Source organism: Pseudomonas sp. WS 5021, assembly GCF_012985535.1.
Lineage (GTDB): Bacteria > Pseudomonadota > Gammaproteobacteria > Pseudomonadales > Pseudomonadaceae > Aquipseudomonas.
Genome location: NZ_JAAQWP010000002.1, coordinates 740275 through 756568 on the forward strand (window position 1 = coordinate 740275; position 16294 = coordinate 756568).

A 16294-nucleotide genomic window follows, 5' to 3' on the forward strand; every position below is an offset into this window, starting at 1 on the left:
CGCGAGTTTGTCGACCTTATCCTCAAGTGACGAGCTGCAAAGGCAACTGATAAATGAACGCCCCTTCAAAGCGCCGCATAAACAAGTGCGGATAGCCGGCCAGGACGCGGATCAATCATCGTATGGCTGCCCGAGGTCGTGGTGACAAAACCAAAGCTCACGCGACTGTCGGGATCGGCAAAACTCACCGGGCCGCCAAGGCCCAGATGACCAAAGGCGCGGGGGCCCATTGCAAGGGAAGCCGTTGGGTCGACTTGCTGCTCCAGCATGCAACCCAGGCCGTAGCGCATTGGGCGCATCCATGAGCGATCCATGCCGTGACTGTGCTCTTGGGTGAACTCACGGAGCATTTCGCGCCCGATAAAGTTTCCCGCCAGCAACGCACTGTAGAAACCGGCGAGGCCGTGAGCGGTACCGTGTCCACACACAGCCGGTTGGCGATAGGCCCACCAGCGAGGGTCGCTGGTGCGTCTGGGCACCATTCCGGGATTGGTGAAGGCATATGTCGCGATGTGCGATGGCTGGTTTTTCAGCACTGCTCGCAACGCTTGCGAGTAAGGATCGCCGACTCGCCCGGTGGCACTGTCGAACCGGGCGATACGATGAAAGTGCTGTTCGTCCACGCCAAGGTGAACGTCCAGGTCATGAGGGTCCAGAATCTCGTCATGGATAAAGACGCAGGCATCGCGGCCGTCCACCCGACGAATCAACTCACCGAGTATCCAGCCAAAGGTGGTGGTGCCGTACCCCAGGTCGGTTCCCGGCTCCCACCACAGCGGCTCGGCCTCCAGCACCCGTATCATGTGTTCCCAGTCAAACATCATGGGGTTGTGGTCGGGGGCGCGCAGCGCCGGCAGGCCCGCGGTGTGATTCATCACCTGACGCAAGGTCACCCGGGCTTTGCCGCTCTGGGCGAACTCAGGCCAGTAACGGGCCACGGGTGCATCCAGCTCCAGCTTGCCCTGCTCGACCAACATCAGCACCGCCACCGCCACATAGGGCTTTACTACGCAAAAGGTATTGGCCAATGTATCGCGCGTCCACGGCTGGGTGCCCTCTTGATCCGCCATACCGGCCCACAGGTCGACGACCATCTCCCCGCCTACCTGCACGCAAAGCCCGGCTCCACGCTCCTGCGGATCATCAAACATCTGCTCGAAAGCCTGCTTGACCGCTTCGAACTGTTTTGCACACATCCCTTGTGCCTTCATACCTCAGACTCCTCGCATTTGAAGTATTGCTATTGAGCATTAACAAAGTTGTCAGGCGACAAGAAACATGCCGCCTGGCAGCCCCATTTACGGATTACGGCTGGGCCGTAACTATCAGCTGATAATACTTTTCGCGAACTTCACCCGCGCGACCGTGTTTGCGAGTGATCCAGGGAAAAACGGTTCGCACGCTTGTATGTGCCGAAGTCATTGAACCTGACACCTGCCTGCGCCATGACTTTATGGGCATAAGGCGCCGTCATCTGACGCAGATAGAACGGGTCCCTCACAACGAAGTGATGAATACTGTGCGTGCTGCCAAAGTTAAAACAGAACATCTGGAACGGCCACAACCACCAAGGGTTCATTACCTGGGTTTGTTGTAACGCATTACGCGGGGCGACGTCGCCATAGTAATGCATATTTGAACTTACAAAGAACAGGCAGAACTGCCTTATCAGGTTTGGAGCGATAAGAATGACGACTACATTATTGACCACCTCCATTAGCGCCAGCGTTGCCGCAGAACTATGAACCTGCGCCCCGCTGATTGACCCAAGCCAGACATACAGGTGGTAGCCGAGGAACACATACCAGCACCCCCAGTACACAAGGCCGAACGGCGTGTTGAGTCGAATGATTTTGCCTAACAATCTTACCTTTTGCCGCCATCCCGGAGCAAAAACCGCGTTTAGGAAACCAAAGACAAATCCATCCATCAGTTTCAACAACCGCAGGATTCCCCAAGGGCTACCACTGGTAGTGATCCAGGCCTCGACATCCGAGTCAGTTCCGGATTCTTTATGGTGATGAAAGTGCAGGCTGCGTCTTAACCACGGGCTGGGCATTCCCGGTCGCGCCAACCAGCAAAAAAACATCATGGCATTATGGGCCAGCGGTTTTTTTCTGAAATAAAGCCGATGAATCAAATCATGTTCGATTTCATGAATAAAAGAAGTCAGCAGCGCGTTAATAAAAATACACATCCAGCCAGGGATAAAACCCTTGATATAGAGCCCTCCCGTGACCACCATGCCTACCAGGGAAAACACCATGACACTCGCTCCCAGAGCATCCTGATGCTGCAGGATCGGGTAGCGCTTGCGTAGGTCGTTCCCATGTTCGGTAATGCGCCGGGTTACATGATCAATCTTTTCCTGATCGGTATTTAGGCGATCAATTTCGATGGCTTCTTCCAAGACCTTCATCCATTCATCCTCTGCTTGCATCGGGGAATTACCAGCTTCGTCAAGCCGGTCACATCAATTGTTTGAGCGATAAAACAGTAGACATTCAAATTCACTGCGCGAATTCACGCGCACCGCTCAATAAATATGAAATCGACTGTTTACGGAAAACTTGTTAGGATCATTCCAAGCTTCAAAATGATAAGATAAGTTCAATTCTTTGCAACTGTGTATTTTGGGCGAGCTCAGTGTTACAGGAATTTGTGTAAGTTTTAATAATTTAGTTACAGTTTGTACAAGGATAAAACAACTGCGTACAAGTATTGCCAAGGAGGCACTATGAGATTGCATCGCATCAAATATTTCCGGCTCTCTCTACAAGAATCCGAGGGTAGCGCGGAGAAAAAAACGAGCCATGATGTATTTGACGCAGTGTTTTGCGATGAGGCTGCAGACAATGCCGCAAATCGCCCAGGCCTTGAACGGCTGATTCGCTATACACAGTGCGGGGATACCGTGGTTGTCGACAGCATGGCAGCGCTCACCTCCAGCATCGAGCAACTGTGTACCCTGATTCGCCGGTTGATTGAAAAGCAGGTAAACCTGGAGTTTTTGAGCGAAAACCTGGTTTTCCGACACGACTGCCTTGAAGTTATGGAGCCCATCATTGCGGTAATGGAGATGATCGCAGAGTTCGAACGCACTGCGACGATGGAAAGACAGGCAATAGGCATTGCCCGCGCAAAGATGCGGGGAGTTTATAGAGGGCGCAAGAAAAAACTGTCCGACAATCAGGTTGTAAGTTTAATTGACCGTGCCTGTGCGGGAGAAAGTAAATCTAAACTAGCGCGCGATTTTGAAATCAGTCGCCAGACACTTTATCGGTACTTGAGATCTACATAGCGGACTTGTCAGTCACATAATGAAGAGTCCATGGCATGTCCCTTAGATGACCGGCTCCAGGGCTATTTGCGAAACCGCATGCAGCACATCCGCAACCATGTGCTCGGCAGCGCTCTCCCCGTTGATAGGCAACACCGGCACCACCTGCCTTGAAATCCACGCCTCATGCCGCGCTCGATTGCGTCCGCTAAAAAGTGGGTCGTCATACTGCGAGGCCCACTCGCGAAAGGCGATATGTATTTCATGCATATCGCCACCTTGGGCAATACGTTCGCCAAAACGCGCCTTTTCACGCAGGTCCAGGCGCTGTAGGCGCACAGGTGTTGGTGTCGTCACAAAGACGATCAGGCTGGCATGGCTGATAAGCGCTTCTCCCCAGCCATCAGCAGAGCCGCTCAACACCCAGCCTTGATCGCCAAGTGTTCGCTTGATCAAACAGACGCGCTCGTTGGGTGGTCGCTTGGTTGTGAAAGGCGGATTGGTGGGTAACCAGTAAAAGTCGTCCACATCGACATGGGGTACGCCCAACGACGCTGCAAGGGATTGCCCCAAGGTCGTGACGCCTGCACACGAAGCGCCGGTGATATAGATGCGCACTGTTCTCTCCATGAATGTAAGCGGCTTTGGAGTCTACGAGTTTTATCCACGCAGCGGGAATGGGGGCGGATCTGTTTAATTAAATGGATCTGTCCCCTTTTGTTCTTGCTGAACCCCGTCGCCCCGCACTAAGATGCGACAAATTCTCAAATGCATTCAGTTATCGCGCGGAGGCTTTTCGTGTCGTCGCCACCCACTCCTTCAGCCCCTCACGCCGATATCCGCGCGCTGTACATCGATCATCACGCCTGGTTGCTGGACTGGTTGCGCAAGCGACTGCGTCACGGCGACAACGCTGCCGACCTGGCCCAGGACACCTTTGTGCACATCCTCGGCAAGCCGCAGCGGTTGCAGGAGTTGCGTCAGCCACGGGCGTGGCTGAGCACAGTGGCCCATGGGTTGCTGGTGGATCGCGTGCGCCGCCAACGGGTCGAGCGGGCTTACCTGCAAGCCATTGCCCACCTGCCGGAAGCTGGGGTGCCGTCGCCGGAATCGCAACTGATTCTGTTGGAAACCCTGGTGCGCGTCGACGCCCTGCTCGATGGCCTGCGGCCCAAAGTGCGCATGGCCTTCCTGATGTCGCGGCTCGAAGGCCTCAGCTACAAGGACATCGCCGAGCGCCTGGCGATCAGCCTCAGCTCGGTGGAGAAGTACATGGCCACTGCCATTCGCCACTGCTACCTGGCGCAACGATGAGCGTTCCTGATGGCGTGCTCGATCAGGCGATCGGTTGGTTGGTGCGGATCGAATCCAGCGGCGCCACCCCCGAGGTCCTGGCAGCCTGCCAACGCTGGCGCCAGGCCGATGCGCTGCATGAAACCGCCTGGCAAGCGCTGCAAAAAATCGACACGCCCTTCCAGAGCCTGGCCGCGCTGCCCGGCAGCGTGGCACTGGACACGCTGGAGCGCCTGAACAGCGGGCAGCGCAGCCGGCGCCAAGCGCTCAAGTTGCTGGGCATGGGGCTGCTTGCCAGCGGCGTTACCGGCTGGTCGCTGCGCGACAGCACGCTGGTGCCCTGGGGCGCGGACTATGCCACCGGGGTCGGCGAACGACGCCAGTTCCTGCTGGCTGACGGCACCCGCCTGCAACTAAACACCGCCAGTACGGTGGATGTGCAATTCAGCGCCCAGCGCCGGCTGATCACCCTGCGGCGTGGCGAGATTTTCATCGACACCGGCAAGGACAGTGCCGCACCCGGCGGGCGCCGCAGCTTCTGGGTCAGCAGCCGGCATGCACAGCTGCAAGCCATCGGCACCGCCTTTGCGGTGCGTGACGAGCCGCATGGCACGCGCCTGCAGGTCGAGGACGGCGTGGTGGCCATTCATGGAAAAGGCGAGCCGATCCGGGTCGCTGCCGGTGAGCAATACCTGATTGATGCCAGCGGCAGCCACCGTGTCGAAGCCAGCCCCCTCAACGCCAGCGCCTGGACCCGTGGGCAGTTGGTGGCCAAACGCATGCGCCTGCACGACCTGACCGCCGAACTGGCGCGTTATCGCCACGGCTGGTTGCACTGTGACCCGGCCGTCGCGCAGTTGGAGGTGTCGGGCGTGTTCCAGCTCGACGACATCGACCGTGCCTTGAGTGCCCTGGGTGATTCGCTGCCGGTGCGCATCGAGCGCTTCACCCCGCTTTGGACCCGTGTCCTCGCTCGTTAAGCCGGATGAGAAAAAATCGCAAAAACTTTTACGGGTTTTGCCAAGCCCTTCGACAGACAGGCAATACACCTCGTCATTCGTAAGGAGCTTACCGTTCATGTCCCACCCTTTGAATCCCCCCCGGCCCCTGCAACGCAGCGTTCTTGCGCTCACCCTCCAGAGCATTTTGCTGGGTGGCATGAGCAGCCTGGTGCTGGCCAGCTTTGCCGTGCAGGCCGAACAGGCCGATAGCCGCCACTACGACCTGGCCGCGGGGGCGCTGGAAGAGTCGCTCAACAGCTTCGCCCAGGTAGCCGGGATCACCCTGCCCTTTGATCCAGCCCTGGTGCAGGGCAAGCGCGCGCCGGCGCTGCGGGGTGACTTTGGGGTGCATGAGGGTCTGGACCGCCTGCTGGTTGACAGTGGTCTGGCCGTTACGCGCAATGCCAGCGGCAACTACCTGCTGATACCCCGCAGCCAAGCCACCGGCGCTGTTGAACTGGGCGCGACCACCGTCAGCGGCCTGGCCCTGGGCTCGACCACTGAAAACAGCGGTTCCTACACCACAGGGGCGATGCAGACTGCGACCAAGCTGCCGTTGTCCCTGCGCGAGACGCCGCAGTCGGTGACGGTGATCACCCGCCAGCGCATGGACGATCAGGGCATGCGCAGCCTTGACGATGTGGTCCAGGCCACGCCCGGGCTGCGCTTGTCGGCCTCGCGCCCGGCCAACAGCGAGTATTTCGCCCGTGGTTTCCCCATCACCAACCTGATGTTTGACGGCCTGCCCACCACTTACAACGCCGACTGGGTCGCCACTGCCGACCTGGCCCCCTACGACCGCGTCGAAGTGGTGCGCGGCGCCACCGGCATGATGCAGGGCGCCGGCAATCCGTCGGCCGCCATCAACATGGTGCGCAAACGCCCCACCAAGGAATTCCAGGCCAGTATCAGTGGCAGTGCCGGCAGTTGGGACAACTACCGCAGCGAGCTGGATGTTTCCGGCCCGGTCAATGCCAGCGGCACGGTACGCGGGCGCTTTGTCGGCGCCTACAACGACAAGGACAGCTATCAGGATTACGCCGGGCGCGAACGCGGCGTGTTCTACGGCATCAGCGAGTTCGACCTGAGCGACAGCACGACCCTGACCGTGGGGGCGTCCGACCAGAACGACAATAACAACATCAACTGGGGCGGCTTGCCGGTGAACACCGACGGTAGCCACATGGGCTTCTCGCGCTCCAAGACCTTCGGCTATAGCTGGTCGCACCAGGACGTCGACAATAAGACGGTGTTCGTCGAACTGGACCAGCGCTTCGACAACGACTGGCGCCTGCACCTGGGCGCCTCGAAGAACTGGTCGGAATTCAAGATGATGGGCGCCGTCCTCGAACGCAACAACGACGCCACCTACCGCCAGCGCGTCTTCAACCAGGGCCGTGATTTTGATCAGTCCACCTATGATTTTTTCGCCAGCGGACCTTTCTCGCTGCTAGGTCGCCAGCATGAATTGGTGGTGGGCGCCAGCAAGCGCCAGCTCAAGACCGAGGCCACCGGCGGCCACGTGTTCATCAGCGTGCCGGACATCAACGGCTTCAGCCCCAAGGGCCTGGCTAGACCGACCGTTCCGGACGTTTACTCCCTCAATGACAAAGTCGATCAGGAAGGTCTCTACCTGACCACCCGCTGGAACCTGGCCGACCCGCTGAAAGTCATTCTCGGCGCGCGCCTGGACTGGTACGACGCCACCTCGATCTATGACCAGACCAACGACCAGTACTACACCTCGGGCAAAACCCGGGAAGTGCGCCACGTCACCCGCTATGCCGGGGTTATCTATGACCTGGACGACAACCACTCGGTGTATGCCAGCTACACCGACATCTTCCAGCCCCAGACCGAGAAGAACGGCGAAGGTGCCGGGATCAAGCCGATCACCGGCGAAAACTACGAAGTGGGCATCAAGGGCGAATACTTTGGCGGCGCGCTGAACGCCAGCGCTTCGCTGTTCCAGATCGACCAGCTCAACCGTGCAGCGGAAGTGGCCGACGCCAGTGTCTGCCGAGTGATCCCCGCCGGCAGCTACAGCTGTTATGAAGCCGCCGGCAAGGTGCGCAGCCAGGGACTGGAACTTGAGATCAACGGCGCCCTGACGCCCAACTGGCAAGTGGCTGCCGGCTATACCTTCGCCCAGGCCAAGTACGAAAAAGATGCGGACAAGAGCAAGGAAGGCAGCCTGTTCGACACCGACGTCCCGCGCCATATGTTCAAGGCCAATACCACCTACCATCTGCAAGGCGACATGAGCCAATGGCGCATCGGCGCCAACCTCTATAGCCAGAGCGCAACGTTCAACAAAGGCAGCAACGTGTTTGGCAAGTTCCATATCGAACAGGATGCCTACGCCTTGGTCGGACTGATGGCGGGTTACCAAGTGAATAAACATCTGGATACCCAACTGAACATCAATAACGTGTTCGACAAAAAGTACTACCAGGGCATCGCCAGCAACTCGACCTGGAGCCCGTATGACGTGTTTGGTGCCCCGCGTAACTTCACGGTAACGGCCAAATACTCCTTCTAAGCACCAGCAGGAGATTTCGCACAGACCCCAAGCTGGATTGCCTGCAATGGCGGTCTACCACGAACCACCGCCATCGCGGGCAAGCCCGCTCCCACAGGGGGCGCGGCAGGGCTGAGAATCTGCGCCACATCACCAATCAAATGTAGGAGCCGGCTTGCCGGCGATTAGCGGTCTACCAGCCACCGGATGCTGCGGCTGAACCACCGCCATCGCGGGCAAGCCCGCTCCCACAGGGGGCGCGGCAGGGTTGAAAATCTGCGCCACATCACCAATCAAATGTAGGAGCCGGCTTGCCGGCGATAGCGGTATACCAGCCACCAGATACTGCAGCTGAACCATCGCCATCGCGGGCAAGCCCGCTCCTACAGAGGGTGCGGCAGGGCTGAGAATCTGCGCCACATCACCAATCAAATGTAGGAGCCGGCTTGCCGGCGATAGCGGTCTACCAGCCACCAGATACTGCGGCTGAACCACCGCCATCGCGGGCAAGCCCGCTCCTACAGGGGGCGCGGCAGGGCTGAGAATCTGCGCCACATCACCAATCAAATGTAGGAGCCGGCTTGCCGGCGATAGCGGTCTACCAGCCACCAGATACAGCGGCTGAACCACTGCCATCGCCGGCAAGCCCGCTCCCACAGGGGGCGCGGCAGGGTTGAAAATCTGCGCCACATCACCAATCAAATGTAGGAGCTGGCTTGCCGGCGATAGCGGTCTACCAGCCACCGGATGCTGCGGCTGAACCACTGCCATCGCCGGCAAGCCGGCTCCTACAGGGGGTGCGCGGCAGGGTTGAGAATCTGCGCCACATCACCAATCAAATGTAGGAGCTGGCTTGCCGGCGATTAGCGGTCTACCAGCCACCAGATACTGCGGCTGAACCACCGCCATCGCCGGCAAGCCCGCTCCCACAGGGGGCGCGGCAGGGCTGAAAATCTGCGCCACATCACCAATCAAATGTAGGAGCTGGCTTGCCGGCGATAGCGGTCTACCAGCCGCCATCAGCGCACATTGCGGTACAGCATCAACCGCGCGCTTTCATGCAGGCCCCGGGTCAGGTCGACCAGGCGTTGGAATTGCTCGGGGTTTTGCGCCGCTACATTATCCAGCGGGGTCAGGGAGCGCAGGTCATGCAGGGTCGGCGCGCTGCCGTCATGCTGCATCTGCAACAGATAATCCTGGGTGACCCCGCCGATCAGCGGGAAGGTACCTTCGCGCAAGACCAGCGGCACCACGCGTTCACCCTCCGGGGCAGGTTGCTGGATATCGCGTCCCATCGCCCCATTGTTGAACGCCACACCCACCATCCCGGCGACCGTCGGCAGCAGGTCGGCCAGCCCCACGGCTTGCTCTATCACCCGGGGCTTGAGCAGGCCCGGGGCGTGAATCAGCATCGGCACATGGTTGCTTTCCAGGCCTAACTGTTCGAAAGCCGGCGGCATATGGGGGATCTGGCTGATACGGGTGTTGTGGTCGCCAAAGAACACGAAAATCGTATTGTCGTAATAACCGCCCGCCTTGGCCATCTCCATCAGCTTGCCGATATTGAAGTCCAGCAGGCGTACTGCGTTGTACTGCTCGACGCTGCGCGAGCCGGCGGCTTGCACCTGGTCCAGGGACAGGTTGCTGCGCTTGAAACCGTCATTGTCCGGGGGAATGGTGAACGGGCGATGATTGCCCGAGGTCTGGACATAGGCAAAAAACGGCCGGCCCTGGGGCAGATCGCGCAGGATCCGGTCGCTTTCCTTGAACAGGTCCAGATCGGAGATGCCCCACACATCCACTCGCGGCGATTGCCAATCGCGTTCTTCATACAAGCGCACGCCATCGATACTTTGCTGGATCAACGCATTGATATTGGCCCACCCGGCGTTACCGCCAATCATGTACAGCTTCTGGTAATCGGTGAAAGCGTTGATCAGCGTGTGCTGGCGAGTGATCAGAGGGTGGCGGGTCGCCGTCTCCTGACGCGTGACATCCGGTACGCCCGTGATGCTCGCCCACACAGTCTTTGCGGTGCCGGTGACCGGCACATAGAAATGCTTGAAGAACCAGCTCTGGCTCGCCAGCCGGTCGAGGTTTGGCGTCGGGTCCAGAGGGTTGCCATAGGCGCCGACCGCACTGGTGCCAAGGGATTCAAGCATCACAAACATCACGTTCGGCGTGGTGCCAAGCCGGTACGGCTGCGCCTTTTGCTCACGCTCGAACGTCAGGCTTTGCGGGTCTGGGCGGTCCACGCCCAGGTAATGGGCAACCACCGGATAATGCTCGCGCACCTGCGGCTCATCGAACTGCGCCTGCCCGGCCTTGAGCGTGTCGTAGAAAAACAGCACCGGGTTCAAACCCAGTGCCGCGATCTTGCCGTTGCCGGAGAAAAACGCATCGCTCCAGCGCAGCGGCACCGGGTTTTGCAAGTTGAGGTTTTCGACTCGACCCAGCAGCGCCAACAGCACGGCGATCAAGCCCAGGCCGCCGCCGAACGCCAGTGAAGTGCGTCGAATGGCTCGCGGCGTACGCCCCAGTGTCCGGCGTTCGAGCCCCACGAACGCGCAGAACCACACACCCAGCACCAGCAGCCAGCCGAGGGCGATCCATAGTACCGGGTAGGTTTGCCACACCATCTGCTGCGAGATCTGTGCATCGTCCAGGTAACGCAGCACGCTGGCGTTAAGCCGCACCCCAAGGTAGGCGTAATGGCCAAAGTCGATGATGTACAGCCAACCGACGATACCCAGTGCCAGTAGCCAATAGCCCCGCGCCACTGCGCGCAACCCTGCGACGCGCACCAGGTTCCAGCGCGGTATCCATGCCAGCACCGCCAACGGCAACGCCAGCAGCACCGCCAGACGCAGGTCGAAACGCAAGCCGATGCCCAGGGTTTCGAGCGCTTGTCGGTTGTCTGCTAACTGCGCAGGATCGAAGCCGGAAAACCCCAGCACAAACACCAGCCGCAGCCCTGCAAACAGCAAGAACGCCAGGCCTATCGCCCCTACGCCATAGCGCAGGCGCCGCGATTGCAACCACCCCATCATTGACCTCTATGTAATTTGACGCTCTTCAGGCAGAGCACGCCGCCCGCCACCAGGCAATAGCCCACCAGCAGCGGATCGATCAGGTAGTCCCAGTAGTTTTCCGACGCCTTCAGGCGTAATGCAAAGGCCAGTGTGCCGAGCGCCAGCATCCACACCGCCAACCCATTGCGTAGCCACAACAGCCCCAAGGCGAGCAGCGCGACAAGCACAATCATCGGCCTTGGGTTAAAGCCCCAGCGATAAGGGTCGAAGTACGTCAGGCCCATGGTGGCCGGGTACAACAGCGCCGCCAGCAGTCCAAACAGCAGCAGCACCTGGGCGTGCGCCCGAGGCGCTTGCGGCTCGACCAGCCCCAGCCGCACCAGGCTTGCCCCGCCCAACAGCACCAGGGTGCTGATTGCCAAATCGTCGGTAAAGCTGCGCACGTAGGCCGCCAGCGGCAGGCCATTTAGGGGGATGAAGCTGACCAACGCCAACCCGGGCAACAGCCACGGGCGCCAGGACTGCAGGCAACGCAGCGACCCGAGCAAGACAAAACCCAGGAGGATGAAGGTTAAATGGGCCTGCCACAGCATCACAGGCGCTCCGCCAGCCAGGCTTCATTGAAGCTGACATGCTTGATGAAGGTGTTATTCCATGAATAAACCAGGTGATACACGCCGTCCTGGCCACGGCTGAAATACGGGTATTCGTACTCGAAATCACAGCCCCGAGGCTTGCACACCCGGTAATCGAGGCTGCTCAGGAAACGTTGCTCCAACGGCAGGCGCCGCGCACCGCTGGAGGCTCGGAAGCCGGCGCCGATGATCGCCTTGTAGGCCTCGGGGGCTAAGGGTTGGCCGAGCGGATCCGGTGACTGGTCCAACTCGATCACATTGCGCCAGTCATTGAGGTCTGTGTCGGTGCCATACAGGCTGAGTTTGAAGCGCCCGTCACGCAGATCGTTGAGCGCCACCAGCAGGCCGTTGCCGGCAGTACCGACTGCCGCCAGGGACGAGTTGGGGTTGGCCGGTTCCAGTGGGTACGGCTCACTCCAGGTCTGCCCGGCATCATCGGTGCGGCTGGCCAGCACGCGGTGATGGGTGTCGCCGGCATAACGCAGCATCGCCACGGCGCGCCTTTCATCCAGGGGCACAATGGTCGGCTGCAGCGAATGTTTGCCCCGGCTGATGCGAAATTTATCAATCACCGCGCCGTCCGCGCTCAGGTACAGGTACTCGGAAAACTTACCCATGAGTTCGTGATAGACCGGCAAGCCAATCGAGCCATCGGCATGAAACACCGGCGCGGCGCGGACCAGCGTGCTGACATTGAAAAACGGCGAGGTGATCAGTTGCCGCGGCGCCGACCAGTTGCGCCCCAGGTCCTCGGAAACCATCACATTGATCGCACTGGTGGCCCAGCCTCCGACAGACACCGACACATAGAACATCCACAGGCGCTGATCCGGCGCGAGGGCGATCACCGGGTTGCCCAGCTTGCGGATGTAGCGCCCGGTGCCATCACGGGTCGACTCGCGGGTCGCCAACACCTGCTCGGCGCCCCACTCCGTGGTCTTGGCGTCGAACCGTGCGGTGCGGATCTGCACATCGGCGGCGCCTTCGCGCGAGCCGGCAAACCACACGGCCATCAAGTCGCCGCCCGGCAGTGCGGTGACCGACGACGAATGCACAAAGTCATCCAACTGCGAGGACACGAACCGGCTGTTGTAGACCGGCTCGGCGCTGGCGGCCACAGGCACGGCAGGCCGTGCGAAAGGCGCCAGGACATGGGCCGGATGACTGCGCCAGGCCGCCCAGAAGACCAGGCATAGCGCCAGGCTGGCAACAATCAATTTCAAGCGAAAAGACAGCATGCGCATAGTGGACTCATGGCAAATGCAGGGTGGGGAGTAAACACAGGACAGCGGCTTCAGTGCGCAGCATCATCCGGCAACCGACGCCGGCGACCGGTCAGCATCGATAACGGCAGGTTGTCGCGTACCTGGACACTTTCAACTACCGCCGCTGCGATATGCAGGCAGACCAGCACCAGCAGGCCATCGACCGCGGTTTCATGCACCTGCAACGGCCAATCGGCGCCCCACAAGGCATCGACCTCCTCCATGGCCCAGCCGCTCAGGCCCGCCGTCAGCATCGCCAGCAGCATCAACAGCATTACCAGTGCGCCCAACGGCGAGTGCCCGAGGCGATGCTCCGGGCGCCTGGCGCGCAGGGCACGCACATGGGCGGCGAGCCTTGCCGGGGTCGGCCAGAAGTCCGCCCAGCGCGCACTGCGTGGCCCGACAAAACCCCACAGCAGCCGTACCAGCAGCCAGCCCATGGCGTAGTAGCCAAGCCAGACATGCCAGTCGTCACCGGCTTCAGTAAAGAAGTAGTTGGCGACAAAGACCCCGGCGATGGACAGGTGAAACAGCCTCACCAGCGGGTCCCACAGTGCTATGGAGTTGCCCGGCATCAGCCCTTGATCTCGGTCTTGACCGCTTTGCCGCTGACCGGATCGTGGTAGATCTCGACCTTGCGCTTGTCCTTGTCGAACCCGTAGATCTCGTAGCAGTTACCATCGGTGACCTTGAACTTGCTGATCTGGTAGCCCTGGGCCTTCAACTGCTCCTGGAACGCCTGCGGGTCTTGCCATTGCGAGCGTTCGGCAGTGGTGCATTGCGGGCCGGCAAGGGCCAGGGGGCTGGCGACAATCAGCGACAACAACAGAATTTTGCCCATGGAAACACTCTCGCTCGGTGAGGAAGGCCCCACTGTGCAAAACCAATCTTAACCAAGTCTTAGTTGGACATGAGTGGTTACATGTTTCTCGTCACCCGGGCTGCCACCACCGCCTCGCCAGCGGCATGATGCCGCCGATATCACACCCGGGAACACACCATGCGCCTATTGTTGGTCGAAGATGATCGGGCCCTCGGCCAAGGCATCCGCGTCGCCCTGAGCAGCGAGGGCTATACCCTGGACTGGTTGCAGGACGGCGCCAGCGCGTTGCATGCGTTATGCAGCGAAAGCTTCGATCTGTTGCTGCTCGACCTCGGCCTGCCACGCCTCGACGGCCTGGCCCTGTTGCGCCAACTGCGCGACAAGCCACTGAACCTGCCGGTCTTGATCCTCACTGCCCGTGACGGCACCGCCGAACGGATTGCCGGTTTGGATGCCGGGGCTGACGACTACCTGGTCAAACCCTTCGATGTCGACGAACTCAAGGCACGCATCCGTGCCTTGCTGCGGCGCAGCCACGGGCGCGCGCAGCCACTGCTGGAGCATGCGGGCGTGTGCCTGGACCCGGTTGGCCAACAGGTCACCTGGCATGGCAACCCGGTGGTGGTGACGCCGATGGAGTACCAACTGCTCCACCAACTGTTGGCGCGCCCCGGCAACGTGGTGACCCGCGAGCGCCTGTCCCGCGCCTTGTATGGCTGGCAGGAAAAAGTCGAGAGCAACACCCTGGAAGTGCTGATCCATAACCTGCGCAAAAAACTTTCGACCGAGTTGATCCGCACGGTGCGCGGCGTCGGGTATGTGATGGAACTCAAGCCATGACCTCGATACGCACACGCATCCTGGTGCCGGTGCTGATCCTCGTCCTGTTGGGCGATGTGCTGATCAGTTGGCTGGTGCTGCGCGACAGCCACCACGAGATCGAAGAAGTGTATGACGCCCAGCTCGCGCAAAGTGCGCGCCTGCTGCAAGGCGTGCTGGCACAGCGCGCGCCGGGTGACAACGACTGGAACCGGCTCTACCAGGCCTTCGACGCCGCCATGAGCCGCGTGGGCGAAGATGGCGCGGCGCACCCTTACGAGACCCGCCTGACGTTCCAGGTATGGCGCAGTGACGGCCAGTTGCTGGTGCGCTCGGCAGAAGCCCCGGAACTGAAGGCACCACCCGCGACCCTCGGTTCCCACGACTTGGTGGAGAACGGTCATGACTGGTGCGCCTTCCTGCTCAAGGATCCGCAGCAAGGGCTGCTGATCTGGGTGGGCGAGCGGGATGACATCCGCCAGGACCTGATCCAGCGCATCGTCGGCCATACGCTGTGGCCCAGTGTGATTGGCGTGCCGCTGTTGGCCGCCTTGATCTGGCTGACCATCGGTTGGGGGTTGCAGCCGTTACGCGCAATGGCCCACACCATCCGTGGACGCAATACCGAAACCCTCAAGCCGCTCAACCTGCGCCCCCTGCCCCACGACCTGGAGCCCATGCAGACCGCGCTCAATCGCCTGTTGCAACAGATCGACAACCTGCTGGCGCGGGAGCGCCGTTTTATCGCCGATGCGGCCCACGAATTGCGCACGCCCCTGGCGATCCTGCGGATCCATGCGCAAAACGCCCAGTTGGCCAGCACCCCACAACAACGGGAGGAAGCCCTGGAGTTCCTGGTCAGCGCCGTCGACCGCGCCACACGCATTGCCAGCCAGTTGCTGACCATGGCGCGTATCGAGCCGCGCCTGGCCAACCCCGATCGATGCGATGTGGAACTGACCGCGCTGGTGCGTGAGGAACTGGCCGAACTGACGCCCCTGGCGCTGGCAAAAGGTATCGAGTTGATCCTCGACAGCGACCACCACTGCCTGGTCAAGACCGACCCCGTCGCCCTGGCGATCGCCCTGCAAAATCTGGTGACCAATGCGTTGAACTTCGCCCCACCCGGCAGCGAGGTCCGCGTGCAGGTGCAACCGCAGGCGTCGGGGGCGGTGTACATCAGTGTCGAGGACGCCGGCCCGGGTATCGACGAAGGTCAATATGCGCGCCTGTTCGAGCGGTTCTACAGCCAGGGGCATGCCAATGGCGCCGGGCTGGGCCTGGCGATTGTGCAGATGATCGTCAGCAAGATCGGCAGCACCTTGCAGCTGTACAACCTGCCCCAGGGCGGGCTGTGCGCTGAACTGCGGATCAACGAGGGCGCGCCGCTTCAGAAAGGTTGAGCAGCCCGCGGGGCGGTTTTGACGTTTTTTTCATGTTTGCCCGCATAAGATCCCGCACCTCGTTGGGGAGTAGCCTGCTTGCGAGTCTTTCGCAAGCGTTCGTATCAACATTCTCGGCAACCTGCCGTGGTACGAACACCTTTTGGTTGGTGAGACCAGCGACACATCCATGCCTAAAGTCGGGCGTGTGGTTGTGTCGTTGACTCATAGCCCGACTGGAAG

14 protein-coding genes and 1 riboswitch are annotated in these 16294 nt (G+C 60.5%); of the genes, 6 read left to right on the top strand and 8 right to left on the bottom strand.

From position 1 onward, the window contains the following. Nucleotides 1-65: 65 nt before the first annotated feature. On the bottom strand, nt 66-1211 hold the full coding sequence (locus HBO19_RS09475; RefSeq protein ID WP_169951464.1) for a serine hydrolase domain-containing protein: 1146 nt from the start codon (nt 1209-1211) through the stop codon (nt 66-68). A gap of 140 nt (nt 1212-1351) precedes the next feature. Further along, entirely contained in the window at nt 1352-2419 is a 1068-nt protein-coding gene (locus HBO19_RS09480; RefSeq protein ID WP_169951462.1) for a fatty acid desaturase, read from the bottom strand. 318 nt (nt 2420-2737) lie between these two features. Between HBO19_RS09480 and HBO19_RS09485 the strand changes: the two genes are divergently transcribed. After that, nucleotides 2738-3301, top strand: coding sequence for a recombinase family protein (locus tag HBO19_RS09485; RefSeq protein WP_170041467.1), 564 nt, complete (start codon nt 2738-2740; stop codon nt 3299-3301). 42 nt (nt 3302-3343) lie between these two features. Here the strand turns inward: HBO19_RS09485 and HBO19_RS09490 are convergent, their stop codons facing one another. Continuing rightward, on the bottom strand, nt 3344-3898 hold the full coding sequence (locus tag HBO19_RS09490; RefSeq protein WP_170057376.1) for an adenylate kinase: 555 nt from the start codon (nt 3896-3898) through the stop codon (nt 3344-3346). A 180-nt stretch (nt 3899-4078) separates the two neighbouring features. On the opposite strand from HBO19_RS09490, the gene HBO19_RS09495 reads away from it, so the two are divergent. From HBO19_RS09495 to HBO19_RS09505, 3 genes are all read left to right on the top strand, one after another. Then, nucleotides 4079-4594 carry a sigma-70 family RNA polymerase sigma factor gene (locus tag HBO19_RS09495; RefSeq protein ID WP_346266485.1) on the top strand — a complete coding sequence of 172 codons (516 nt, stop codon included), beginning with the start codon at nt 4079-4081 and terminating at the stop codon, nt 4592-4594. Further along, nucleotides 4591-5553, top strand: coding sequence for a FecR family protein (locus HBO19_RS09500; RefSeq protein WP_170057377.1), 963 nt, complete (start codon nt 4591-4593; stop codon nt 5551-5553). The genes HBO19_RS09495 and HBO19_RS09500 overlap by 4 nt, the downstream gene beginning before the upstream one ends. Before the next feature lie 97 nt (nt 5554-5650). Next, on the top strand, nt 5651-8116 hold the full coding sequence (locus tag HBO19_RS09505) for a TonB-dependent siderophore receptor (protein ID WP_170057378.1): 2466 nt from the start codon (nt 5651-5653) through the stop codon (nt 8114-8116). A gap of 998 nt (nt 8117-9114) precedes the next feature. Here HBO19_RS09505 and HBO19_RS09510 read toward each other — a convergent pair. Genes HBO19_RS09510 through HBO19_RS09530 form a run of 5 tightly spaced genes read right to left on the bottom strand, consistent with a single transcriptional unit; the run spans nt 9115 to nt 13868 of the window. Beyond that, entirely contained in the window at nt 9115-11142 is a 2028-nt protein-coding gene (locus tag HBO19_RS09510; protein ID WP_170057379.1) for an LTA synthase family protein, read from the bottom strand. Further along, entirely contained in the window at nt 11142-11720 is a 579-nt protein-coding gene (locus HBO19_RS09515; RefSeq protein WP_170057380.1) for a hypothetical protein, read from the bottom strand. Before HBO19_RS09515 ends, HBO19_RS09510 begins: the two co-directional genes overlap by 1 nt. After that, on the bottom strand, nt 11720-13006 hold the full coding sequence (locus HBO19_RS09520; protein WP_170057381.1) for a sialidase family protein: 1287 nt from the start codon (nt 13004-13006) through the stop codon (nt 11720-11722). The genes HBO19_RS09515 and HBO19_RS09520 overlap by 1 nt, the downstream gene beginning before the upstream one ends. Before the next feature lie 50 nt (nt 13007-13056). Continuing rightward, nucleotides 13057-13602 carry a cytochrome b/b6 domain-containing protein gene (locus HBO19_RS09525; RefSeq protein ID WP_170057382.1) on the bottom strand — a complete coding sequence of 182 codons (546 nt, stop codon included), beginning with the start codon at nt 13600-13602 and terminating at the stop codon, nt 13057-13059. Then, the gene (locus HBO19_RS09530; protein WP_170057383.1) at nt 13602-13868 is read right to left on the bottom strand and encodes a PepSY domain-containing protein; all 267 of its coding nucleotides are present in this window, start codon (nt 13866-13868) and stop codon (nt 13602-13604) included. The genes HBO19_RS09525 and HBO19_RS09530 overlap by 1 nt, the downstream gene beginning before the upstream one ends. 159 nt (nt 13869-14027) lie before the next feature. On the opposite strand from HBO19_RS09530, the gene HBO19_RS09535 reads away from it, so the two are divergent. Then, complete coding sequence (locus tag HBO19_RS09535) at nt 14028-14690, top strand: response regulator (RefSeq protein WP_170057384.1); 663 nt, start codon at nt 14028-14030, stop codon at nt 14688-14690. Then, on the top strand, nt 14687-16072 hold the full coding sequence (locus HBO19_RS09540; protein WP_170057385.1) for a sensor histidine kinase: 1386 nt from the start codon (nt 14687-14689) through the stop codon (nt 16070-16072). The genes HBO19_RS09535 and HBO19_RS09540 overlap by 4 nt, the downstream gene beginning before the upstream one ends. A 52-nt stretch (nt 16073-16124) precedes the next feature. Next, nucleotides 16125-16294: riboswitch (yybP-ykoY riboswitch) on the top strand.